This is a genomic window from Natronococcus sp. CG52, assembly GCF_023913515.1.
Lineage (GTDB): Archaea > Halobacteriota > Halobacteria > Halobacteriales > Natrialbaceae > Natronococcus > Natronococcus zhouii.
Genome location: NZ_CP099391.1, coordinates 3,659,718 through 3,681,424, shown reverse-complemented (window position 1 = coordinate 3,681,424; position 21,707 = coordinate 3,659,718). Strand labels below are relative to the sequence as shown.

Below are 21,707 nucleotides of genomic sequence, written 5' to 3'. Positions count from 1 at the left end.
GCGCAGCGAGTCGCAGTCGGCGAGCGGGCCAGGGACTTTCGCGGTAATTCTCCAGGAGCAGGTCCTCCTCGCACGAACACGGGGGATTACCACGCCCTCCCCAGCCGACTCACTCGCTGCGCTCGTTCGCCCCTCGCACAGCGTCGTCGACCGCCCTCGCTCGCGCTCGGTCGGCCGACAGCGCGCGCCACCGCAGGAAATAGGTTGGTCCGAAGTGATACGCAGTTCGCCTGTACGGAACCGTCGTGCGATTCTTCAGGGCGTCAGCCGCTCGATCGACCACCACTCGACGCTCTCCGCACCCACGAGCGCGAACACCATCGTCTTCCGGACGCCGTGGGCCAGCCGCACGTCGAGCGCGAGGTCGCGCGGCTCGAAGACGTAGTCGTCCGGATGGACGCGCACCAGTAGCTCCGAGTGACCGAGGTCGTCGACGGAGTCGACGTCGGCGTAGGTTCGGAAGTCCGCGCCGAACTTGTACCCCGTCTTGGGTACAATGCCACGCTCGCGCAGTTCAGTGTAGACTCGGAACCGTCGGTCGAACCGCTCGCCCTCGACCTTTCGGCCACGTTCGCGAACCGTCGTCGGCTCGAGGTCGATCGCGTCCCCCTCGGCGAGGTAGGCCGCCTCGAGCAGCGAACACTGTAACGTCGGTTCGTCGTACTCCCGGCCCTCGAGCGGCTGGCCGTAGAACGTCTCCTCGTACAGGGCGAGCGGCGGCTCCCAGACGACGACGCGGTCCGCGAGCAGGTCCGCCTCGCAGCCCTCCGGCAGCGACGACGCCGACGAACCCGTCGGATCCCGCCGTGCGACCTCGAAGTACGTTATTTCGCTCTCCTCGTCGACGACCGCGAGGACGCCCGCTTCGAGGTCGCGTGCCGGCACGTCCGTTCGCTCGCCGATGACCTGGAGCGCGTAGGCGACCTTCCCGTCGCCGGGTCCCTTACCCCGCGGGAAGACGGCGAAGTCGGTTTCCGGCGGATCGTCGAGCCACGGCTCCGCTGCGGGCGAGAGATAGAACCCCCGCGAGCGGAGGTCGGCGTAGACAAGAAAGCGGACGCCGAAGTCGGGCCCGGGTTCGCGAGCCAGGAACGACCGGAACTCGAGGCGGTCGCCGCTCTCGTCGACGACGGCCTCGAGGTCGCCCCGGTAGAGCAGGTGAGCCGCCTCGATGGGAGCGAGGGCGATCTCGTTCCCCTCGAGCGGGTAGCCGTACCCCCGCGAGTCGTGATAGCGCTGGCGAGCGTCGCCGCCGACGCGAACGACGCCGTCCTCGAACCGCCCCTCGAGTGACATACCGGTGGCTTGGCCGTCGGCCACTAAGTGGCTGTGGATCGCTTCTTCCGGAGAGCCAACGCGAACGGTGATTCGAATACCCTGACAGCCCCTGTCCCTTTCATTCCTGCCCACCGCAGCGACGGCTGATCGGTCGGCTCTCGCTCGGTAGATGGCCGAATCGCTATCGAGTCGGTGGATCAGTCGTTCGTGCCGACCTCGAGCGGCCCCTCCAGTACCCGTTCACAGGTCGCGTCGAGACAGCGTGTCCCCGTCGACGTTTCGAACGTCGGGAGCCCACAGCTGCACTCGCCGTCGACGACGCCGGTGGGCATCGCGAATCCGGTCTCGCAGTCGGGGTAGTGCTCGCAGCCGGCGATCAGGCCTCCCCGCCGGAGGATACGGAGGTCGCCGTCGCAGTCCGATTCGGGACAGTCCCACTCGCGGTCGAACGCCTCGCGAACGGCCTCGTCGAGCGACTCGCAGTTCCGGTCGAGACAGACGTCGAACGCGAGACCGCGCTCGACGCGCATCCGCGGCAGTCCGCACTCACACCGGTCGTCGCGGATCGTCGCGTCGGTCGGGACGCCGTAGCGGTTGCCGCAGCCGACGCAGTGGACGCCCGAGGAACGTACGAGCGCGCTATCGCAGTCGGGACACGTTCCGACGGGCGTTCCGGCCGCGGAGGCCGGGTAGTGGGCGAACCCGTCCTGCTCGTGGGCGGCGATGCGCAGCGTCTGGGTGTCCTTCTTCGCGACGAGCGTGAACCCGTCCGAACGATCGCTCGAGACGCTGTCGGCGCGGGTGAGCCAGGCGACGGGCTGGTAGCCGTCGACGTCGTGGACGAGCACGGTGTTGTCCGGCTTGACGATGGTCGTTACGCGGCCGCGGTACTCCGATCGGTCGGTTCCTTCCGCGATGACGGTACAGTCGCCCGCGAGCACGCGGATGGCGTCGTCGATCATACCCCCGTTGGCCGCGGTCTGGTACTTAAACTCGAGGACGACGGCGGTCCGATTCCCGCTGCCGACCGGCGGTCGAAGTCCGGCACCGACAGCGTCACACCTTTGGCTCTCCTCTCGAACCGGTGACAGTATGGTCAGTCCAGACGACGATTCGGAGGGGCCTCCGGGGGAGCGCCGGCGACTCGAGGACGAGGTGGTGACCCTGGCGCAGGCGCTCCGAGCGGGCGAGGGGCCCGACGCCGAGCTTCGACGGCGGACCGAGACCGTCGTAGGTCGGCTCCAGGACCTGCTCGTCGAGCGAACCGACGATCACGGCGCCATCGACACGCGATCGGGGAGCACGATCACGCCGCTCGAACCCGAGCCGGAGCGCATCGATCTGGCCGACGTCGCCCACGCCCTCGCGAACCTCAGCCGATTCACCGGCCAGGGGAGGTGGTTCTACAGCGTCGCCCGTCACTCGATTCACGTCAGCCGCGAGGTCGAGGCCCGCGGCGGGAGCCGCGCGGCCCGGCGCTGGGGACTGCTCCACGACGCCAGCGAGGCCTACCTCTCGGACGTGCCCGCGCCGGTCAAGCGCAGCCTTCCGGGGTACACTCGCGCCGAGACGCGACTGCAGGCGGCCGTCCGAGAGGCCGCGGGACTCGAGGTGACGAGTACGGACGAGCGGCTGGTCGAGGCCGTCGACGCCGAGATCGGTCGGTACGAGCTGGCCGTGCACTTTCCGAACGGCGAGCGTGAGAAACCCGCCCTCGAGTACGTCCCCGACGATATCGACCCCGAGACCGATGCGAAGGCGCTGTTCCTCGAGCGTGCGCGAGCGCTGGAACTGGACCTCGACTGAGTATCGCGAAGAACGCGAGAGAAGAGCCGCTTATTTGATCGCCGACTCGGCCATCCGCTGGGGGAACCCGACGATGAGTTGAATCAGCCCGTCGGCTTCCTCGTCGTCGCGGAGGTAGGATCGAATGCGCTGACTGATCATCTCGACGACGACGATTAGCACGAAGACGACGAGGATGCCGGCCATCATGTTGTCGTAGGCGCGTAGTCCTTGCTGAACTTCGATGACGACGCCGATTCCGCCGCCGCCGATCAACCCGAGGGTGACGGCCTGTCGGACGTTCACCTCGAAGATATACAGCGTCCACGCGATGAAGGACGTTTTGACCTGACTGAGCATCCCGAAGGTAACCGTCTGTGATTTCGACGCGCCGGTGGTTTCCATCGCCTCGATCGGTCCCTCCTTGACCTCCTCGAGCTCGTCGGTAAACAGCCGACCGAGGTTTCCGATCGTGCTGACGGCGATCGCGATGGTCGAGGTGATGGCCGTGAGTCCGCTCAGCGGGATAAAGATGAAAAACCAGACCAGCGCGGGAATCGCACGGGAGACGGCCATGATCGACCGAAAGATGAAATTAAACGGGAAGGGAGTAACCCGTCCGCTTCCGAGGACGCCGAGGGCTAACGCGAGCGGAATACCGAACACGGTTCCGACGAATCCCATCGCGAGCGTAATCCCTGCTTCACGCGGCAGATTTCGCTCGATAAGGAATTCGATGTCCGGGACGTAGTTCACGACTTGATCGGTGAAGTACGGCCACTGCCGGTAGAGATAGCCGAACGAGAAATCCATCAACCGTACCGAGCCGTAGATAGCGATCAGAAACAGCAGCGAGAACAGTCCGTACATGACCCACTGAACCCGACGGGTCAGACGGATCTCTTCTAACCGCTGTTCGATGAGTTTGTCCTCGCTCATCGTGTCGCCTCGCTTTTGTTGTCTCCGCCCGACAGGAACTCTCCCATATCGATGCCACCGTACAGCTCGTCGATTACGTCGAGTGTCAGATCGTCGTGATAGCCGTCGAAGACCAGCTCGCCGTCGGCGAGGCCGATGAACCGCTGTCCGAACTGCCGAGCGAGATTCACCTGGTGCAGACTGATAATCGCGGTCAACCCGCGTTCCTCGGCTGCAGTACGGAGATACCCCATCACCGTCTGTGCGCTACCCGGGTCGAGACTCGCGACCGGTTCGTCGGCGAGGAGAATATCCGAATTCTGAACGAGTGCTCTCGCGATGCCGACCCGCTGCTGTTGTCCTCCGCTCATGCGGCCGGCGCGTTGTTCTGCCTCGTCGAGCAGTCCAACCGTGTCGAGCGCGTTCAGCGCTTTTATTTTGTCTTCTCGGTCGTTGAAGCGGAGCAGGCTCTCCACGAAGTCGGCTCGACTCAGTGCGCCGGTAAGCGCGTTCGAATACGCGCTCATATCGCCGATGACATTGTGCTGCTGGAAGACCATCGAGACGTCGTTTCGGTGGGACGTGACCGGCTCGCCTTGAACGATTACCTCGCCGTTCGTCGGCGCAGTCAACCCGTTGATGCACCGGAGGAGCGTCGATTTCCCCGATCCCGAGATGCCGAGAACGATCACGAACTCCCCCTCGGCGATTTCGAACGAGACGTCGTCAAGCGCGACGGTCTCACCGTACCGTTTTGTGAGGTTTTCTACTCGGATAGCGGACATTGTTAAATATTCTTGCGCGGTCTGTTAGAACGTGTCCGCTACTCTTCCTCAAAGTCTTCGAATTCGAGCCCGAGTTCGTCGAGAACCTCCTGGACGGGTTCGTAATCGCTCCGGTCGGCTTCCTCGATGCCGGTGAACCAGAGTTCCTTGTCTTCGTCGACGTCTTCGGGCACCAGATCCTCCTCTTCGGCGTCGAGAAGCGCCTCCTCGATATCCTCGCGCTCGGGGGCGTCCCACTCGCTGCGGGCCATAATCGGTGCCCGAGGAAGCGGATCCGAGACGGCGAGCAACTGTAGCTCCGGGTTCTCGTCGTCGACTCCGTCGCCCGCACCGTCGTACTCGGCGGAGTGTTCGACGAATTCGTCGTACTCCTCGAACTGTTCCTGTGGGATCTGCGGGGCGGAGGCGAACGCGCCCGTCGCAGCGGCCGCAACCGTATCGTCGTTGATCATCTGCTCGCGAGAGGTGTCGTGATCCTCCGCGGTCTGGATATCCAGGTCGTTCGCATCTCCGTCCGGGAAACTTCCGACGTCGAGTCCGGCCTCGCTGAGCATCAGCGTCGGGGTCAGCGTTCCACTGAACGACAACCGCGATCCCGTGGTGATCGTCTCACCCTCGAGATCTTCGAGGCTTTCGATCCCGCTGTCCGGCAGCGTCGAGATCGTCGCGAAGTACAGCGGACCGCCGAAGGCCGTTCGCATGCCGACGACGTCGGCGAACCCTTCGCCGCCGGGCACCGCCGTCGGCGACGTGTCCGCTAGATCCGCCTGGTTCGAGTCGAGCGCCTCGAGGGTTTCGACGTAACTGCCGGCGCGGATGAGGTCGATGGTTGCACCGGTCTCCTCCTCGAGGTACTCCTTCATCGGCGTGTACTCTTCGACGATGTCGGTCTGTTCCTCCGCCGGGTTGAGGATGAACCGGACGGCATCGTCGTCGGATCCGCCGAGTCCGCCGACACACCCCGCCAGACCTACGAGTGTGGCTCCCCCGGAAGCTGCCAAAAACGATCGTCGGCTGCTGTCACCGCCGCGTGGTCTCTGCGCCATACGTAGTACGAAAAGCGAACCGACATAAAATCAATGATAATTTATATGTTATCACTTCGGTATTCATATTTAGTTATCTCGGTGGAATAATATGCCGACACAGGAGATTCGCTCGGTGTGTCCCGGAACCTCGTTCGGGACGCGTCGCGGGAATCCGTTCGGATTTAGTACGAGTACTCTCGATAGGTACCGTGGCTCGTCCAACGCTGATCGTCTACTGTGGATTGCCGGGTGTGGGCAAATCCGTCGCGTCCGCCTATACGGCGGAGCACCTCGAGGCGGAACGCTACCGCAGCGACCGGGTTCGAAAGCGGCTCTTCCCCGAACCGACGTACTCCTCGGAGGAGTCCGAGGCAACGTACGAAGAACTGCTCCGACTCGCGCGCTCGGACCTCGAGTCCGGCACGAACGTCGTTCTCGACGCCACGTTCCAGTCGAAACCGTACCGCGACCGGGCCGTCGAGATCGCGCGGGCGGTCGACGCCGAACTCACGTTCGTCCACGTCGACTGCGACCTCGAGGTCGTCAAGGTGCGAATCGAGAACCGTACGGACGCCGTCAGCGACGCCCGGTTCGAACAGTACCTGCAGCTGCGCGAGTCGTTCGATCCGCTCGAGCGCGACCACGTCGTCGTCGACAACTCGGGATCGCTCGAGGCGACCTACGAGCAGATCGATCACGAACTCCTCGAGCCGGCCGTCCAGGGGCGGTAACCGCCGTCGAACGTCGCTGGCAGCCGCCCCGCCCTCGCTCTCGGCCGCCGGAGACCACCGCGTCTAAGACCCCGGTCCGCCGAGTTGTCGCGTATGACGACGATCAAGGATAGCGTCCACGACTACATCGAACTCTGTCCGATGGCGGAGGCGCTGCTCGACACCGAGCCGATGCAACGGCTCCGGTACGTCCGACAGCTGAGCACCGTCCAGCTCGTCTACCCCTCTGCGAACCACACCCGGTTCGAACACAGTCTCGGCGTCTACCACCTCGCCTCGCGAGCCGTCGACCACCTCGACCTCGAAGACGATCTCTCCGACCGTCTCCGCGCCGCGGCGCTGGTCCACGACGCCGGCCACGGCCCGTTCGGTCACCAGACCGAGCGCGCGATCGAGCGACACCTCGGTCGCCACCACGACGAGATCGAGTGGCTGCTCGAGGAGACGGACCTCGGGACCGTCCTCGAGGAGCGGGGCGTCGACCCCGACGCGGTCGCGGCGACCGTCGACGGGCGCGGCCCGCTCGGCGAACTCGTCTCGGGCGGGCTCGACGTCGACCGGATGGACTACCTGGTGCGCGACGCCCACCACACCGGCGTCCCCTACGGGACGATCGATCACGGACGGCTGATCCGGGCGTTCCAGATCGTCGACGGCGACCTCGCGCTCGCCGACGGCAACGTCGCGACCGCCGAGAGCGCGCTGATCGCCCGGACGCTCATGAACGCGACGGTCTACCGCCACCACGTCTCCCGGATCGCCGGCGCGATGCTCGACCGGGCGAGCGAACGGCTCCTCGTCGACGGCGTTCTCCCGGCAGAACGGTTCGCTCGGCTGACCGACGAGGAACTGCTCGCGACGCTCGCCGACCACGAGCCCACGGCCGACCTGGCGGCCCGGCTGCGCAACCGCCGGCTCTACAAGCGCGCGGTCTGGGCCAGGCGCGACGCCGTCCCCGACGAGTTCGTCGCGATCGACTACGACCGGACGCGCGACCTCGAGCGCGAGATCGCGAGCGCGGCCGGCGTCGATCCCGCGTCCGTCATCCTCGACAGCCCCGGCGACCCGTCCTCGCCCGAGTCCAGGGCCCGCGTCGTCGTCGACGGCGAATCGCAGCGCCTCGCCGATCGCTCGCCGCTGGTCGCCGGCCTCGACGCCTGCGCGCGCGAGATCTGGCGACTCGGCGTCTACGCCCCGCCGGCGCAGCTCGAGTCGGTTCGAGAGGCGGCCGCGACCGTCCTCGCGGTCGAGGACGACCCCACCCCCTGATCGACCCTGCTTCTCACTCGCCGGAGCCCGGCGATCCCCCGTCTTCGAGTCGCCGCTCGTACTTCTCGAGGGCCTCCTCGAGCGCCGCGTCGGCGTCGATCTCGAGGGCGTCGGCGACGGCCAGCAGCGCGAACAGGGCGTCGCCGAGTTCGTCGGACTCGATCGAGAGGTCGGCGGGCGACGCGCCGTAGCCGGTCGACTCGTTCGCGTCCTTGGCGAGTTCGCCGACCTCGGAGACGAGGTCGAGCAGCCTGTACTCGAGCGGGGTCTCGAGGTCGTGTTCGTCAACGAACGCCGCGACCTGTCGCTGTCGGTCGTTCATATGCTATCGGTTCGGAACATGACTAAGAAAGGTGCGGTGTGCTTCGCGATCAATAGTGGTCGACGACGTCCCGCTTCGGACTGGCTACCTCACGAGGTGGCGCGCGCTGTCGGCCGACCGAGCGAAAGCGAGGGCGGTCGACGATACTGTGCGAGCGAGTCGGCTGGGGAGGGCGTGGCAATTCCGTGTTGTCACGATAGCAGGACACGTCGTTTCAGTCACTCTCTTTCGAACGCGCTGTCCGGTACCTTCTTGCACCGAATAGCGCTCCGATCCGGAATCGTCCGTACGGAGGAGAGCGTTCGACGGGACTGCTCTTCTTCTACCGAACACGCGGACTCACCGCATCCTCCCCAGCCGACTCGCGTGTGTTCGGCCCCCGTCATAGAAATGTTCAAGATGACGGATCGGTGACGTACGCGAGTCATGGAGCCATCCCTCTCGGAACTCGAGGTGACTGCGATCGAGGCCTGTATCGCGGGCGGCAGGTACCTGCGCGACGCCTATCGCGCCGGGGACACGGAAGCCGACCGCCTCGAGCACGACGTCAAATCGAGCGCCGATGTCGAATCGGAGGTGCGGATGCTCGAGGTCGTCCGGTCGCGGTTTCCGGACCACCGGATCGACGCCGAAGAATCGGGCGTTCACGACGGAGACAGAGCGCACGAGTGGCTCGTCGACCCGCTCGACGGGACGAACAACTTCGAGTCGGGGCTGCCGTCGTTCGCCTCGGCGGTGACCGTCCTCGAGGACGACGATCCCGTCCTCGGCGTCGTCTACGTGCCGCTGCTCGACGACCTGTACGTCGGATGGCGAGACGAGGGCGTCAGGTACGACGGACGGCCCGTGCGGGCCGACAGCGACGCGACTCCGTCGACGGCGACCGTCGCCTCGGTCATCGGTCACGACGTGAAGCGGGAGCCCGACCGCGCGGCGATCTCGGAGGCGATTAACCGGGCCGTCGAGGACCGGTGCAAGCGCCGCCTCGAGAGCTGGAGCCCGACGGTCCACTGGGGGCTGCTCGCTCGCGGTCGGCTGGATGGTATCGTCTGCTACCGTCCGGATCGAGAAGAGCAGCGACTCGGCGAACTCTTTGCGGACGAGAGTGGCCTCGAGACCGAGCGCGGCGAGGGCTGGTTCGTCGCCGCCGGCAACGAGGCGGTGTTCGACGCACTCGTCGAAATCCCTCGAGACGCACTCGCGGACCGAAAGTAATCCCCCGTTCGCGGTCCGCGTCCCGTCACGAGCGAAGACGGCGGAAACGCGGCCCGCTCGACTTCACCGCTCGATCGCCACGAACGATCCCGACCCCGATCCCGATCTCGACGCCGACGGCGATCTCGTCCGCGTCGCGGCGGCGTTTACGGTCGCCGTCGCTCTGATCGCCGTACTGGTCGGTGCGTTCGGCTGGGAGGACGTTCTGCTCGCGGCGTCCGGAGCGGATCTCGAGATATACGCGCCCGGGTTCGCGGCGACGATCGGGCCCGAACTGTCCGGCGAAATACGTTTCTACGACGGCGAAGACGTCCCGTACATGGTCGACGTTACCGCAGAAATACTGTTATTCGACGGCTTCGACGAACTCGACGCGATCGGACCCTACGAGGTCCTCGAGAACGGCGCGGAGGCCGGCGCGTCGATCGGGACGCGGCTGGTCACGCTCGAGGAGACCGACCTCGTCACCGCGAGCCACGATCTCCGGGTCGAACCGCAGGGAACGCTCGAGGAGCCGGACCTGCTGCTCGTCCCCGGCGGCGGCTGGACGGCCGCGAACGAGGGCGTCCGCGCCGTCGTCGAGGAGGGCGTGCTGCCGGACGTCCTCGACGAGCGGTACGCCGACGGAGCGACGGTCGCCTCGGTCTGCACCGGCGCGATGATCCTGGCCGAGGCGGGCCTGCTCGAGGGGCGCCCCGCGACGACCCACCAGGTCGCGATCGACGACCTCGAGGAGTCGGCCGCGAACGTCGTCGAGGAGCGCGTAGTCGACGACGGCGACGTGCTCACCGCCGGCGGCGTCACGGCGGGGATCGACCTGGCGCTGTGGCTGCTCGAGCGGGAGTTCGGCGCCGAGGTCGCTGCGGCGGTCGAAGAAGAGATGGAACACGAGCGCCGCGGCGAGGTTTTCGGCTGACGACCGCTGTGGTACCAACTAAAACGATGCACGCACCGATCGCACAGCCGTCGTGCGATCGGGTGTGCATCGATTTTCAGTGACTACTATAGCCAAACGGCTATACGTCCGTCCCGGCTACCCTGACGTACATGAGTGCAGTCCTGTTCGACATGGACGGCGTTCTCGTCAACTCCGAAGATTACTGGGTCGAGTTTCAGCGCGAGGAGATCCTCCCCGCGGCCGTCCCCGACGAGGACGTCGACGTCGCCGAAGTGACCGGCATGAACTACCGGGAGATCTACGACTACCTCGACGAGGAGTACGGAACGGCGATCTCCCGCGAGGAACACGTCGACAAGTTCGCCGATGCTGCCGAGACGCTCTACACCGAGCGCGTCGAGTTGCTCGACGGGACCCACGACCTGCTCGCGGAACTGGACGACCGCGACGTCTCGACGGCGGTCGTCTCCTCCTCGCCCCACGACTGGATCGGGATGGTCCTCGAGCGATTCGACCTCGAGGACGGGTTCGACCGCGTGATCAGCGCCGAGGAGATCGACGCCTCGAGCAAGCCGGAACCGGACGTCTTCGAGTACGCCGCCGACGAACTCGACGTACCGACCGAGGGCTGCGTCGTCGTCGAGGACTCCGAGAACGGGATCAAAGCGGCGGACCGCGCGGAGACGCTCGTCGTCGCCTACCGGATCGACGCCCACGACGGTATCGACTACTCGCCGGCCGACGAGGTCGTCGACTCGCCCGACGGGGTTCGTGAGACGGTGCTCGAGTTCGTCGAGGACGCGTAACTCGAAGCCGCCGATCTGCGGTGACGAACTGCTCGTGAAACGGCTGCTGTATGCCGGTGGACGGCGTAACGCTCCGGATCGTAATCCGTACAAACCCTGTCAAAAACGGCGTGCCGGACGGAGAGGGTGAGTTCGGCGCGACCCCGCGAGTATCTCGCCCTCCCTGCGCTGAACGTAGCTCGGGAGACGTGCGTACGCGGGCAACACGGGGAATAACCATTTGTGGATCCGGTTCGAACTGCGTACGTGAAGGTAACGATCATCGATTACGGGGTTGGAAATATCCGGAGTCTTCAGCGCGGACTCGAACAAGCCGACGCGACGGTAGAGATATCGGATGATCCACAGCAGATTGCCGACGCAGAGGCGCTCGTTCTTCCCGGCGTGGGCGCGTTCGGAGAGTGCGTTCGCAACTCCAGACCGTTCCACGACGTTCTCGTCGAGGCGGCCGAAGATACTCCGATACTCGGAATCTGCGTGGGCCTCCAACTCATGTTCACCGAGAGTAGCGAGGGTGTTCCGGACGGCGAAACGACCGAGGGGCTCGATCTCGTTCCGGGACGAGTCGAACGCCTCCCTCACACCGATGTCAAAGTGCCACACATGGGCTGGAACCAGCTCACGATCGAACGGGAACATCCGATCGTAGAGGGCATCGAAGACGGAGAGTACGTGTATTTCGTCCACTCTTACGGGTCGGCTGTCGACGCTCACACCGTCGCGTCTTGTGACTACGGGTTCGACTTCGCCGCTATCGCTACGAACGAGACTGGAAACGTGATGGGAACGCAGTTCCACCCCGAAAAGAGCGGCCCGCTCGGGCTACGGATACTCCGGAACTTCGTCGAGTACGCCGAGGCGTATCACCGCGACCGCGTCACCACTTTCTAGCAATAAGACTCGAGACTTGACAGAACTCCCGGCGGTACGTTTCGCACTCCACGCGACGAGCCGGACTCCGAACACCGAGTCGGTAGTTCCGGTGCGCAAATCGCCTCCTTTCAGACGACATCGACGGTCCGCGTCTCCTCGAGCGGCACCAGCGGCTCCTCGGGAAAGACGACGCTGACGGTAAACTCGAGTTCGTCGGCGTCGGCACCGAAAACGCCGACGGGGACCGTCTCGGCATCGCGCAGGTAGGTGTTCGTGCTCGTCATCTCGACCCCGTTTACCGTGACGCGGATGCCCGCCCGCGCGGGTTCGCCGACGTTTCGGACGGTGACCTCACAGACGTCGTTCTCGCCGACGCCGATCGTCTCCGGGAAGGGCCCCCACTCGAGTTCGGCCGCGGGGAGCGACTGCGCGCCCTCGTAGACGCGCTCGGCGACGCCCTCTGAAAGACCCGCGTCGACGAGGCCGGTGACGCCGGCGCCGACGATGTGGCCCGGCGTCGACAGCCCCTCCTTCGAGAGTTTGCTCGCCCGGCCGGGGCCGACCCCGTCGATGGCGGTCAGCCCGACCGCGTCCTCGGCGACGCCGTTCTCGATTCGCGCCTCGACGCGCCGGGCGAGGTTCGCGGCCTGCGGCCCTGCCAGTCGGTCGAGGAAGGCACCGAGGGCGGAGACGAGCCGCGTCGCGTTCTGGCGGATGACCCAGGCGTCGCTCCTGAGTTCGCCCGGAACGGAGCCGCTCGCGGCGCCGCGCAGGATCGCCAGCACCTTTCGCTCGCCCGCCTCGAGGTCGTCGGTCTCTTGGCCTACGAGCACCGCGCTGATGGCGTCCCGTTCGGCCTGCCGGGACGACACCGAGTCGAACTCCGCGGCGGTCGCGACGGCCTCGAGGATATCCGCCGCCTCGAGGTCGCCGACCGTAGCGTCGTCACAGAGTTCCGCAAACCGAGCGGCCGTCTCGAGGCGCAGGTAGTACTTCGAGGCGAGCATTCCGCGCGGGGTGGCCTCGATCGAGAGGTCGCCCGACTCGCCCATCGTGACGAACCCTCGGTCGACCAGTTCCTCGAGGCAGTCCCGGACGCGCTGGCGGAGGTTGGGGAAGTCGTACTCCTCGGGCTGTGACTGCCCGCGAACGTAGTAGAAGGTCGTCTCGAGCCAGTCCATCACGTCCTCTAAGTCGGTGATGGTCCCCATCGCGATCTCGGCGTTGAGGTGCGTTTCCAGGCTCTCCGCGAGTCTGGACTCGATCTCCTTGCCGTCGCGCAGCAGCCGGCGGTACTTGTCTGCCTCGGCGGTGTCACAGACAACCCAGCCGTAGCCGACGTCGTCGTAGCCGGGCCGGCCCGCGCGCCCGAGCATCTGGAGCACGTCGAGCGGGCTCATATCGACCTCGCCCTCGAGCGGATCGTGGAGTTTCGTGTCCCGAATCACGACGCAACGGGCCGGAAGGTTCACTCCCCACGCCAGCGTCGAGGTCGAGAACAGCAGTTCGACGTGTCCCTGCTTGAACCACTCCTCGACGAGGTCGCGGTCGTTTTTCGAGAGTCCCGCGTGGTGGAAGGCGACGCCGTCGAGGACGGAGTTGCGGAGGGTGTCGTTGTCGAGTTCCTTCGACTCGGTGTGGAAGTCGTAGTCGCCGCGGGCGCCCATCGGCACGTCGCGCTCGGCGATCTCGTCTCTGGCCTTCTTGGCCGCCTGAACGGTGTCCTGGCGAGAGGAGACGAAGACGAGCGACTGGCCGTCCTCGCGGAGGTGCGGTTCCGCGAGGTCGAGCGCGCGGTACAGGCGGCGGTACTTGTCCGCGAAGGAGTTCTCGCCGTGCGTGTAGGTCTTGACCCCGGCGTTCAGATCGACGGGCCGGTACTCGTCGCCGAACTCGAAGGTGGTCTCGTCGGGCGCGTCGAGCCACGCCGCGACGTCGTCGACGTTAGGCATCGTCGCCGAGAGAGCGACGATCCGGGGATCGCAGAGCCGCCGCAGCCGGGAGATCGTCACCTCGAGCACCGATCCCCGGCGGTCGGCGTCGAGGAGGTGGACCTCGTCGATGACGCAGAGGTCGATGTCGGTGACGAAGTCGTACCGTCGAGAGTCGTGTTTTCGGGTCGCCGAGTCGAGCTTTTCGGGGGTCATCACGAGGATGTCCGCGTGACGCGCCCGCCGCGGATTGAGGTCCCGTTCCCCGGTGACGACGTAGACCGAGTAGTCGAGTTTTTCGAAGCGGTCCCAGTCGTCTTCCTTCTCGTTGGTTAGCGCTCGCATCGGCGCGATAAAGAGCGCGGTGCCGCCGTCGGCCAGCGCCTTGCAGATCGCGAGCTCGGCGAGCGCGGTCTTGCCCGAAGCCGTCGGCGCGCTCGCGACCACGTTCTCCTCGGACTCGAGCAACGCGGGCAGAGCCTCGCGTTGCATTCGGTTGAACTCCTCGAAGGCGAAGGCGTCGGCGAACTCGGGTAAAACCTCGGCGACCTCCATCAGACTGAAACGGGCAGTCGGCAGTGAAAGGCGTTTCCTTCGCGATCTGTCCGAGACGTGACGCGAGTCACGGCGTCCGGGTTCGAGTTCCGTCGACGGCTTCGTTCAGCTGGTCCGAGAGCGCGCTGCCCGCTCGTTCGGGGCGAGGCGTCCGCTCGAAGGTGAGCTCCGGGTCGCCGGAGCCGGCGGTGTACACCGTCAGATCGCCGTAGCCGAGCAGTCGGCCGATCGCGTCCTGTTCCAGGGTCGTGTTCTGGACCCGGTCGAGTCGGAACTGGGTGACGTCCCGCGAGACGACGCCGCGTTTCTTGTACAGCTCCGCGGAGGTGATCACGTATCGAGTGTTTCGCCAGAAGATGTACCGGACGAACGCGGCGGCGGCTCCGACGAGCGCGAGGAGGATCCCGGCGTACGTGAGGACACTGGTGCCGTCGGCCGCGCTCCAGCCGGCGAGTACGAACCCGCCGAGGACGATCAGGAGGGCGATCGGCACCCTGATCCCCATCGTGATCGGGTGGGGTCGGCTCTCCCAGACGATCCGTTCGTCGTCCGAGAGGTGGAGCCAGTCCGGTGACGAAGGAGGCATGGCTCTTGTTATTCTATTCTTCGCCGTAAAGCTGTCGCGGCGCGTCGATACCGGGAATCGAGTCAGTCCGCGGGCTCCGAAGCCGCGGTTTCGACCGCCCGGACGTTCATTCCGGTCTCGGTCTCGTACCAGTAGTAGACGCCGAGTCCGAGCGCGGCGACGATGTTCGAGATCGTCACGCCCCAGAAGACGCCGATGACGCCCATGTTCAGGAGGTGCGCCGCGCCGAGTGCGATCGGCAACCGGATGATCCAGTACTGTAGCAGGGTCGCGATCAGGCTGGTCCGCGTCCGTCGGGCGCCGTTGAACCCGGCCTGAAGGAGATACGTCGCCCCGATCGCCCAGTAGCCGTACGCGAGGATCCGGAGGTAGTCGGCGGCGATCGCGACCTCGGCCTGCGTCGCGTCGGGGACGAACAGCACCGACAGCGTTTCGGGAATCGCCAACTGGATCGCCCCCACGGCCGTGAGGCTGACGCTCGCGATGCCGACGCCGATCCATGTCGTCCGCCGCGCCCGTTCGGGGAGTTCCGCCCCGAGGTTCTGGCCGACCATGCTCTGCGCGGCCTGCTGGAGTCCCATCGCCGGAACGAACGCGATCGTCGCGACCCGGGCGCCGATCGTGTACGCTGCCAGTCCCGTCGCGCCGCCGACGAGCGCGACGAGCCAGACCATTCCGACGCGCGCCGACTGGCTCGAGACGTACTGGCCGGCGGTCGGCCAGCCGATGTCGACGATCTCGCGACAGTCCTCGAGGTCGAACTTGCAGACGTCTCGCGAGAGAACGAACCCGTCGCGTCCCCGCACCGCCATTCCGAGGCCGAACAGGAAGCCGAAGCCGTAGCCGATCCCCGTCGCCAGCGCCGCGCCGCTGACGCCGAGTTCGGGGAACAGCCACCAGCCGAAGATCAGGAACGGATCGAGAACGAGGTTTACTGCGACCGCAACGACGTTGATGTAGAGCGCCGCTCGCGTGTCTCCCCAGCCGGTGAAACTCGACTCGAGGCAGTTGCTCGCACCCAGGATGGGAAACACGAGCGCGGCGACCACGAGGTACGCGGCGGCGTACCGGGTGACGAGTTCGCCGGCGCCGAAGACGCCAACGATGTCGGCTGCGAAGTACGCGACCGCGAGTCCGGCGAGCGACCCGGCGACGAAGCCGACGACGATTCCGTTTCCTACCGCACGACGCGCGCTTCGCTCGTTTCCCGCACCGACGCGCTGAGAGACGAGCACCTGGGTTCCGATGCCGGCGCCGATCGAGACCGCCGCCAGCAGTCCCATGAGCGGGAACGTCAACCCGACCGCGGCGACCGCCTCGAGGCTGTGTCGGCCGAGCCAGAGGGTGTCGACGACCTGCTGGAGGACCTGAACGAGATTCTGGACGAGCAACGGCGCCGCCAGAAGGGCGAGCGCCTTCGGAATGGATCCCGTCGTAATCTCCTCGCGGTCGAGATCGAGCATATCGTACCCACGATTATTAGTAAGTAAAATAAATATTTCTATCGGATGGAACGTACGCGCCGGCGGATCCGGGGTGGTGGATCATAACTATTTTTCCCTCCGGACCACCACGTTCGGAGTATGAGCAGCGCTCGAAAGCCCGACTGGCTCAAGATGCGACCCCCGTCGGGTCGGGAGTTCACCGACATCCGGGAGACCCTCCGCGAGCGGAACCTCCACACCGTCTGTGAGGAGGCGAACTGCCCGAATCTCGGAGAGTGCTGGTCGGGCGGTGCCGGGACCGGCGACAGTGAAGGCGGGACGGCCACGTTCATGCTGATGGGCGATCGCTGCTCTCGAGCCTGTAACTTCTGTGACGTCCAGACCGGCGGGATGGAGCCCCTCGACCCCGACGAACCCGAAAACGTCGCGGAAGCCGTCGCCGAGATCGGACTGGACTACGTCGTCCTCACGAGCGTCGACCGGGACGACCTGCCCGACCAGGGAGCGGGTCACTTCGCGGAGACGATCCGCGAGATCAAAGCGCGCCATCCCGGCATCCTCGTCGAGGTCCTGATTCCGGACTTCCGGGGCGAGGAGCGCCTCGTGCGCAAGATAATCGATGCGGATCCGGACGTCATCGCGCACAACATCGAGACCGTCGAACGGCTCCAGTTCCCCGTCCGGGACCGCCGCGCGGGGTACGAACAGAGCCTGAAGGTACTCGAGCAGGTCGAGCGCGAGTCCGATACCTACACGAAGACCTCGATCATGCTCGGCCACGGCGAGTACGACCACGAGGTCTACCAGACGCTCGCGGACTGCCGCGAGCGCGGCGTCGACGTCGTCACGCTGGGACAGTACCTCCAGCCTTCGCGGAGCCACCTCGACGTCCGGCGCTACGACCACCCGGACAAGTACGAGACGTGGCGGCGGGTCGCCGAGGAGGAACTCGACTTCCTCTACTGCGCCAGCGGTCCGATGGTGCGTTCGTCGTACAAGGCGGGCGAACTCTTCGTCGACGCCATCCTGCGGGAAGGCAAGAGCGTGGCGGAGGCGCGCCGCGCCGCGCGGTCGGAGTCGAAATCGCCGACGGAACTGGCCGAGTAATCGACGCGGATCGCCGGGAAACCGGTGACTCGACGACTCGGGGCTCGGTGTCCGCCGCTCGTCACCCTTCGCTCATTACTCGTCGCTCGTTATCCGCCGCCCGTTATCCGTCGCCCGTTATCCGTCGCCCGTCTCGTGTTCTCGCCTCGAGTACGCTCGCAGCCTCCGGTTTCGAATTCGACTCGAGATCGACCGCTCGTCCAGTATTCCGATGATTTATTTGCAAATATTGCGCGAACCGAACCCCTACCCCTCACCTTTCGGACGATCACCCGGTTCGAGCCCGGTTCATCGAACACTCTCGGTATGTCGGGCAAGAATCTCTTTGATAGTAAACTATTTACGAAAATCCTTTAACGCGAGCGATAATTCGTTAGGGTATGTACAGGTGGGTTTACCCGTGAGTACGATACAACGAGACCCCAGCGAGCGAGTACAGATTCTCGACGACGCCGGACGCGTCCTCGAGGGCGCCGAGGTACCGGAGCTCTCCGAGGACGAACTCGTCGAGATGTACGAGCAGATGCGGCTCGTTCGCCACTTCGACGAGCGCGCGGTGAGCCTGCAGCGACAGGGTCGGATGGGTACGTATCCCCCGCTGTCCGGCCAGGAGGGCGCCCAGATCGGCAGCGCGCACGCGCTGGACACCGACGACTGGCTGTTCCCGAGCTACCGCGAGCACGGCTCCGCGCTCGTTCGCGGGATGTCGCTCAAGCGAACCCTGCTGTACTGGATGGGTCACGAACGTGGCAACCAGATCCCGGAGGACGCCAACATCTTCACCGTGGCCGTCCCGATCGCCACTCAGATCCCACACGCGACGGGTGCGGCGTGGGCCTCCCGTCTGCAGGACGAGGAGAAGGCGTTCCTCTGTTACTTCGGCGACGGCGCGACGAGCGAGGGTGACTTCCACGAGGGGTTGAACTTCGCCGGCGTCTTCGATACCCCGAACGTCTTCTTCTGTAACAACAATCAGTGGGCGATCTCGGTTCCGCGAGAGCGCCAGACCGCGAGCGACACGTTGGCCCAGAAGGCTACGGCCTACGGCTTCGAGGGCGTCCAGGTCGACGGGATGGACCCGCTCGCGGTCTACAAGGTCACCCGCGACGCCGTCGAGAAGGCGAAGAACCCGGGCGAAGGCGAACTCCGACCGACGCTCATCGAGGCGATTCAGTACCGCTTCGGTGCGCACACGACGGCGGACGACCCCTCGGTGTATCGTGACGACGACGAGGTCGAACACTGGAAGCAGAAGGATCCGATTCCGCGGATGGAGACGTTCCTGCGTAACAACGGCGTCCTCGACGACGAGCGCGTCGACGCGATCGAGAGCCGGATCACCGAGGACGTGGCCGACGCCATCGACGCCGCGGAAGCGGTCGAGCGTCCCGACCCGGAGGAGATCTTCGCACACGTCTACGAGGGAATGCCCAAACGATTACAGGAACAGCTCGAGTGGTTCGAATCGATTCGCGAGCGACACGGCGACGACGCGCTACTGGAGGGCTAAGACATGGCTGCAGAATCAGAGAATCTCACGCTGGTACAGGCGGTCCGAGACGGGTTACAAAGCGAGATGGAACGCAACGACGACGTCGTCGTCATGGGCGAGGACGTCGGCAAGAACGGCGGTGTCTTCCGAGCCACCGAGGGGTTGTACGACGAGTTCGGCGAGAACCGGGTCATCGACACGCCGCTGGCCGAGTCGGGAATCGTCGGCACGGCGATCGGGATGGCCGCCTACGGGATGCGACCCGTGCCGGAGATCCAGTTCCTCGGCTTCATCTACCCCGGATTCGACCAGATCGTCTCCCACGCCGCGCGCCTGCGAACGCGCTCGCGCGGCCGATACACGTGTCCGATGGTCCTTCGCGCACCCTACGGCGGCGGGATCCGCGCGCCCGAACACCACTCAGAGTCCTCGGAGGCGATGTTCGTCCACCAGCCCGGACTCAAGGTCGTCATCCCCTCGACGCCGTACGACACGAAGGGGCTGCTGACCAGCGCGATCCGCTCGCCGGATCCAGTGATCTTCCTCGAGCCGAAGCTCATCTACCGCGCGTTCCGCGAGGAGGTCCCCGACGAACCCTACGAGGTCCCGATCGGCGAGGCTGCCGTCCGCCGCGAGGGATCGGACATCTCCGTCTTCACGTGGGGTGCGATGAGTCGACCGACGCTCGAGGCCGCGGAGAATCTCGAGGGCGAGGTCGACGTCGAGGTCGTCGACCTCCGGACGCTGTCGCCGCTCGACGAGGAGACCATCATCGAGTCGTTCAAGAAAACCGGGCGCGCGGCGGTCGTCCACGAGGCGCCCAAGACGGGCGGTCTGGGCGCCGAGATCGCCGCGACGATCCAGGAGGAGGCGCTGCTCTACCAGGAGGCTCCGGTCGAGCGAATCACGGGATTCGACACGCCGTTCCCGCTGTACGCGCTCGAAGACTACTACCTGCCCGAACCGGCCCGCATCGAGGACGGCATCCGGGACGCGATGGGGTTCTAACATGGTACGCGAGTTCAAACTCCCCGACGTCGGCGAGGGGGTAGCCGAGGGCGAACTGGTCTCGTGGCTGGTCGAAGAAGGCGACGAGGTCAGCGAGGACCAGCCGGTTGCGGAGGTCGAGACGGATAAGGCCCTCGTCGAGGTGCCCGCGCCGGTCAACGGCGCGGTTCGCGAGCGTCGCTACGAGGAGGGCGACATCGTCCCCGTCGGCGACGTGTTCGTTGTCTTCGACGTCGAAGGCGAAGAGGCCGACGAGGAGTCCGCCGCCGCGGCCGAACCGACGACGTCCGAGGAGGAACGAGCGAGCGAACCGTCGGGCGTCGATTCTCCCGATCAGGCGCAGGACGACGCGGCGGGCGAACCCGCCGGCGACGCCGGTGCGACCGGCGCCGAAACCGCCGAGGTAGCACCGCCGGACGACCGGGTCTTCGCCCCGCCGCGCGTTCGACGGATGGCCCGCGAGGAGGGAATCGACCTCTCCGCACTCGAGGGCAGCGGCCCCGGCGGTCGCATCACCGCGGCCGACGTAGAGGCCGCCGCCGGCGGTTCGGACGTCCCGGCGCAGGCGACTGAGCCCGCGGCGTCGACCGCCGAGCCCGAACCCGACGCGGGGACGGACTCGAGTTCCGCCGAGGCCGCCGAAGCGGCGGCCGCGACGCAGACGACCCAGTCGACGTCCGCGCCGGCCCAGGTCGAGTCGGCCGACCGCGACCGAACGCTGGCGGCACCCGCAACCCGGCGGATCGCCGAGGAGGGGGGCGTCGACATCGACGCCGTGCCCGCGACCGAGGAGCGCGACGGCGAGGCGTTCGTTACGCCCGAAGCCGTCCAGGAGTACGCCGAGGCCCAGCGTCAGGCGCAGGAAGCCGACGTCGAAGCGGTCGAAGCCGGCGAACCGGTCTCGAAAGGGACCGGCGAGTTCGCCGAGGGCGAACGCGAGCGCCGGGAGCCTTTCAAGGGCGTCCGCAGGACCATCGCCGACGCGATGGTCGAGTCGAAGTACAGCGCGCCACACGTCACCCACCACGACGAGGTCGACGTGACCGAACTCGTCGAGGCGCGGGAGCGACTCAAACCGCGCGCCGAGGAGCAGGGGATCCGCCTCACGTACATGCCGTTCATCATGAAAGCGGCGACGGCGGCGCTGAAGGAGTACCCCGAGATGAACGCGGTGATCGACGAGGAGAACGAGGAGGTCGTCTACCGCGACTACTACAACGTGGGCGTCGCCACGGCGACCGACGTCGGACTGATGGTTCCGGTCGTCGACGACGCCGACGGAAAGGGGCTGCTCCAGCTTTCCTCGGAGATGAACGAACTCGTCCAGAAGGCCCGCGAGCGCACGATCAGCCCCGGCGAACTCCAGGGATCGACGTTCACGATCACGAACATCGGCGGAATCGGCGGCGAGTACGCCACGCCGATCATCAACTACCCCGAGGCGGGGATCCTCGCGATCGGCGAGATCAAACGCAAGCCCCGCGTCGTTACCGACGAAGACGGCACCGAGTCGATCGAACCGCGCTCGGTGATGACGCTGTCGCTGTCGTTCGACCACCGGCTGATCGACGGCGCGATCGGCGCAGAGTTTACCAACACCGTGATGGAATACCTCGAGAACCCCGAACTACTACTGCTCGAATGATGAAACTTAGTACACTACCGCGCGAGGGAA

General features: G+C 65.9%; 20 protein-coding genes. 11 read left to right on the top strand and 9 right to left on the bottom strand.

What is annotated here, in order from left to right:
• Positions 1-255: 255 nt before the first annotated feature.
• Positions 256-1,296, bottom strand: coding sequence for a tRNA-intron lyase (gene endA, locus NED97_RS18500; protein ID WP_252488480.1), 1,041 nt, complete (start codon positions 1,294-1,296; stop codon positions 256-258).
• A 179-nt stretch (positions 1,297-1,475) separates the two neighbouring features.
• Positions 1,476-2,240 carry an endonuclease NucS domain-containing protein gene (locus NED97_RS18495; protein ID WP_252488479.1) on the bottom strand — a complete coding sequence of 255 codons (765 nt, stop codon included), beginning with the start codon at positions 2,238-2,240 and terminating at the stop codon, positions 1,476-1,478.
• Positions 2,241-2,370: 130 nt separating this feature from the next.
• On the opposite strand from NED97_RS18495, the gene NED97_RS18490 reads away from it, so the two are divergent.
• The gene (locus NED97_RS18490) at positions 2,371-3,084 is read left to right on the top strand and encodes a hypothetical protein (protein WP_252488478.1); all 714 of its coding nucleotides are present in this window, start codon (positions 2,371-2,373) and stop codon (positions 3,082-3,084) included.
• Between the two features lie 30 nt (positions 3,085-3,114).
• Here NED97_RS18490 and phnE read toward each other — a convergent pair whose 3' ends face one another.
• The 3 genes from phnE to NED97_RS18475 are packed head-to-tail and all read right to left on the bottom strand — an operon-like array spanning position 3,115 to position 5,812.
• Positions 3,115-4,002 (bottom strand): phosphonate ABC transporter, permease protein PhnE, encoded by an 888-nt coding sequence (gene phnE, locus NED97_RS18485; RefSeq protein WP_252488477.1) that lies wholly within the window; start codon positions 4,000-4,002, stop codon positions 3,115-3,117.
• Entirely contained in the window at positions 3,999-4,766 is a 768-nt protein-coding gene (gene phnC / locus NED97_RS18480) for a phosphonate ABC transporter ATP-binding protein (protein ID WP_252488476.1), read from the bottom strand. The genes phnE and phnC overlap by 4 nt, the downstream gene beginning before the upstream one ends.
• A gap of 38 nt (positions 4,767-4,804) precedes the next feature.
• Positions 4,805-5,812 (bottom strand): PhnD/SsuA/transferrin family substrate-binding protein, encoded by a 1,008-nt coding sequence (locus NED97_RS18475; protein ID WP_252488475.1) that lies wholly within the window; start codon positions 5,810-5,812, stop codon positions 4,805-4,807.
• A 191-nt stretch (positions 5,813-6,003) separates the two neighbouring features.
• Between NED97_RS18475 and NED97_RS18470 the strand changes: the two genes are divergently transcribed.
• Entirely contained in the window at positions 6,004-6,525 is a 522-nt protein-coding gene (locus NED97_RS18470; protein WP_252488474.1) for an AAA family ATPase, read from the top strand.
• A gap of 93 nt (positions 6,526-6,618) precedes the next feature.
• A complete protein-coding gene (locus NED97_RS18465) occupies positions 6,619-7,794 on the top strand; it encodes an HD domain-containing protein (RefSeq protein ID WP_252488473.1) in 1,176 nt (391 codons plus the stop codon).
• Between the two features lie 13 nt (positions 7,795-7,807).
• Here NED97_RS18465 and NED97_RS18460 read toward each other — a convergent pair whose 3' ends face one another.
• On the bottom strand, positions 7,808-8,116 hold the full coding sequence (locus NED97_RS18460; protein WP_252488472.1) for a MazG nucleotide pyrophosphohydrolase domain-containing protein: 309 nt from the start codon (positions 8,114-8,116) through the stop codon (positions 7,808-7,810).
• Positions 8,117-8,542: 426 nt separating this feature from the next.
• On the opposite strand from NED97_RS18460, the gene NED97_RS18455 reads away from it, so the two are divergent.
• The 4 genes from NED97_RS18455 (at position 8,543) to hisH (ending at position 11,926) form a co-directional block, all read left to right on the top strand.
• A complete protein-coding gene (locus tag NED97_RS18455; RefSeq protein ID WP_252488471.1) occupies positions 8,543-9,331 on the top strand; it encodes an inositol monophosphatase family protein in 789 nt (262 codons plus the stop codon).
• Positions 9,332-9,650: 319 nt separating this feature from the next.
• Positions 9,651-10,247 (top strand): DJ-1/PfpI family protein, encoded by a 597-nt coding sequence (locus NED97_RS18450; RefSeq protein ID WP_252490656.1) that lies wholly within the window; start codon positions 9,651-9,653, stop codon positions 10,245-10,247.
• 131 nt (positions 10,248-10,378) lie between these two features.
• On the top strand, positions 10,379-11,035 hold the full coding sequence (locus NED97_RS18445) for an HAD family hydrolase (protein WP_252488470.1): 657 nt from the start codon (positions 10,379-10,381) through the stop codon (positions 11,033-11,035).
• A 246-nt stretch (positions 11,036-11,281) separates the two neighbouring features.
• Positions 11,282-11,926, top strand: coding sequence for an imidazole glycerol phosphate synthase subunit HisH (gene hisH / locus NED97_RS18440; protein ID WP_252488469.1), 645 nt, complete (start codon positions 11,282-11,284; stop codon positions 11,924-11,926).
• Positions 11,927-12,036: 110 nt separating this feature from the next.
• Here the strand turns inward: hisH and NED97_RS18435 are convergent, their stop codons facing one another.
• The 3 genes from NED97_RS18435 to NED97_RS18425 all read right to left on the bottom strand — a co-directional run bounded on the left by NED97_RS18435 (position 12,037) and on the right by NED97_RS18425 (position 16,443).
• Positions 12,037-14,394: a DEAD/DEAH box helicase gene (locus tag NED97_RS18435; protein WP_252488468.1), complete on the bottom strand. Its 2,358-nt coding sequence runs from the start codon at positions 14,392-14,394 to the stop codon at positions 12,037-12,039.
• 67 nt (positions 14,395-14,461) lie between these two features.
• Positions 14,462-14,980 (bottom strand): PH domain-containing protein, encoded by a 519-nt coding sequence (locus tag NED97_RS18430; RefSeq protein WP_252488467.1) that lies wholly within the window; start codon positions 14,978-14,980, stop codon positions 14,462-14,464.
• A 62-nt stretch (positions 14,981-15,042) separates the two neighbouring features.
• Positions 15,043-16,443 carry an MATE family efflux transporter gene (locus NED97_RS18425; RefSeq protein ID WP_252488466.1) on the bottom strand — a complete coding sequence of 467 codons (1,401 nt, stop codon included), beginning with the start codon at positions 16,441-16,443 and terminating at the stop codon, positions 15,043-15,045.
• Between the two features lie 120 nt (positions 16,444-16,563).
• Between NED97_RS18425 and lipA the strand changes: the two genes are divergently transcribed.
• From lipA to NED97_RS18405, 4 genes are all read left to right on the top strand, one after another.
• Positions 16,564-17,532, top strand: coding sequence for a lipoyl synthase (gene lipA / locus NED97_RS18420; RefSeq protein ID WP_252488465.1), 969 nt, complete (start codon positions 16,564-16,566; stop codon positions 17,530-17,532).
• Between the two features lie 400 nt (positions 17,533-17,932).
• Positions 17,933-19,042: a pyruvate dehydrogenase (acetyl-transferring) E1 component subunit alpha gene (pdhA, locus tag NED97_RS18415; protein ID WP_252488464.1), complete on the top strand. Its 1,110-nt coding sequence runs from the start codon at positions 17,933-17,935 to the stop codon at positions 19,040-19,042.
• A 3-nt stretch (positions 19,043-19,045) separates the two neighbouring features.
• The gene (locus NED97_RS18410; RefSeq protein WP_252488463.1) at positions 19,046-20,032 is read left to right on the top strand and encodes an alpha-ketoacid dehydrogenase subunit beta; all 987 of its coding nucleotides are present in this window, start codon (positions 19,046-19,048) and stop codon (positions 20,030-20,032) included.
• Position 20,033: 1 nt separating this feature from the next.
• Positions 20,034-21,677 (top strand): 2-oxo acid dehydrogenase subunit E2, encoded by a 1,644-nt coding sequence (locus tag NED97_RS18405; protein ID WP_252488462.1) that lies wholly within the window; start codon positions 20,034-20,036, stop codon positions 21,675-21,677.
• Positions 21,678-21,707: the final 30 nt, after the last annotated feature.

What these genes read in the sequence shown, in the direction of transcription:
- NED97_RS18445 (WP_252488470.1), top strand. Translation starts at nt 10,379, where the DNA reads ATGAGTGCAGTCCTGTTCGACATGGACGGCGTTCTCGTCAACTCCGAA.
- NED97_RS18455 (WP_252488471.1), top strand. Translation starts at nt 8,543, where the DNA reads ATGGAGCCATCCCTCTCGGAACTCGAGGTGACTGCGATCGAGGCCTGT.
- endA (WP_252488480.1), bottom strand. Translation starts at nt 1,296, where the DNA reads ATGTCACTCGAGGGGCGGTTCGAGGACGGCGTCGTTCGCGTCGGCGGC.
- NED97_RS18490 (WP_252488478.1), top strand. Translation starts at nt 2,371, where the DNA reads ATGGTCAGTCCAGACGACGATTCGGAGGGGCCTCCGGGGGAGCGCCGG.
- NED97_RS18460 (WP_252488472.1), bottom strand. Translation starts at nt 8,116, where the DNA reads ATGAACGACCGACAGCGACAGGTCGCGGCGTTCGTTGACGAACACGAC.
- NED97_RS18495 (WP_252488479.1), bottom strand. Translation starts at nt 2,240, where the DNA reads ATGATCGACGACGCCATCCGCGTGCTCGCGGGCGACTGTACCGTCATC.
- phnE (WP_252488477.1), bottom strand. Translation starts at nt 4,002, where the DNA reads ATGAGCGAGGACAAACTCATCGAACAGCGGTTAGAAGAGATCCGTCTG.
- lipA (WP_252488465.1), top strand. Translation starts at nt 16,564, where the DNA reads ATGAGCAGCGCTCGAAAGCCCGACTGGCTCAAGATGCGACCCCCGTCG.
- NED97_RS18475 (WP_252488475.1), bottom strand. Translation starts at nt 5,812, where the DNA reads ATGGCGCAGAGACCACGCGGCGGTGACAGCAGCCGACGATCGTTTTTG.
- NED97_RS18435 (WP_252488468.1), bottom strand. Translation starts at nt 14,394, where the DNA reads ATGGAGGTCGCCGAGGTTTTACCCGAGTTCGCCGACGCCTTCGCCTTC.
- NED97_RS18430 (WP_252488467.1), bottom strand. Translation starts at nt 14,980, where the DNA reads ATGCCTCCTTCGTCACCGGACTGGCTCCACCTCTCGGACGACGAACGG.
- NED97_RS18465 (WP_252488473.1), top strand. Translation starts at nt 6,619, where the DNA reads ATGACGACGATCAAGGATAGCGTCCACGACTACATCGAACTCTGTCCG.
- NED97_RS18410 (WP_252488463.1), top strand. Translation starts at nt 19,046, where the DNA reads ATGGCTGCAGAATCAGAGAATCTCACGCTGGTACAGGCGGTCCGAGAC.
- phnC (WP_252488476.1), bottom strand. Translation starts at nt 4,766, where the DNA reads ATGTCCGCTATCCGAGTAGAAAACCTCACAAAACGGTACGGTGAGACC.
- NED97_RS18425 (WP_252488466.1), bottom strand. Translation starts at nt 16,443, where the DNA reads ATGCTCGATCTCGACCGCGAGGAGATTACGACGGGATCCATTCCGAAG.
- NED97_RS18405 (WP_252488462.1), top strand. Translation starts at nt 20,034, where the DNA reads ATGGTACGCGAGTTCAAACTCCCCGACGTCGGCGAGGGGGTAGCCGAG.
- NED97_RS18450 (WP_252490656.1), top strand. Translation starts at nt 9,651, where the DNA reads ATGGTCGACGTTACCGCAGAAATACTGTTATTCGACGGCTTCGACGAA.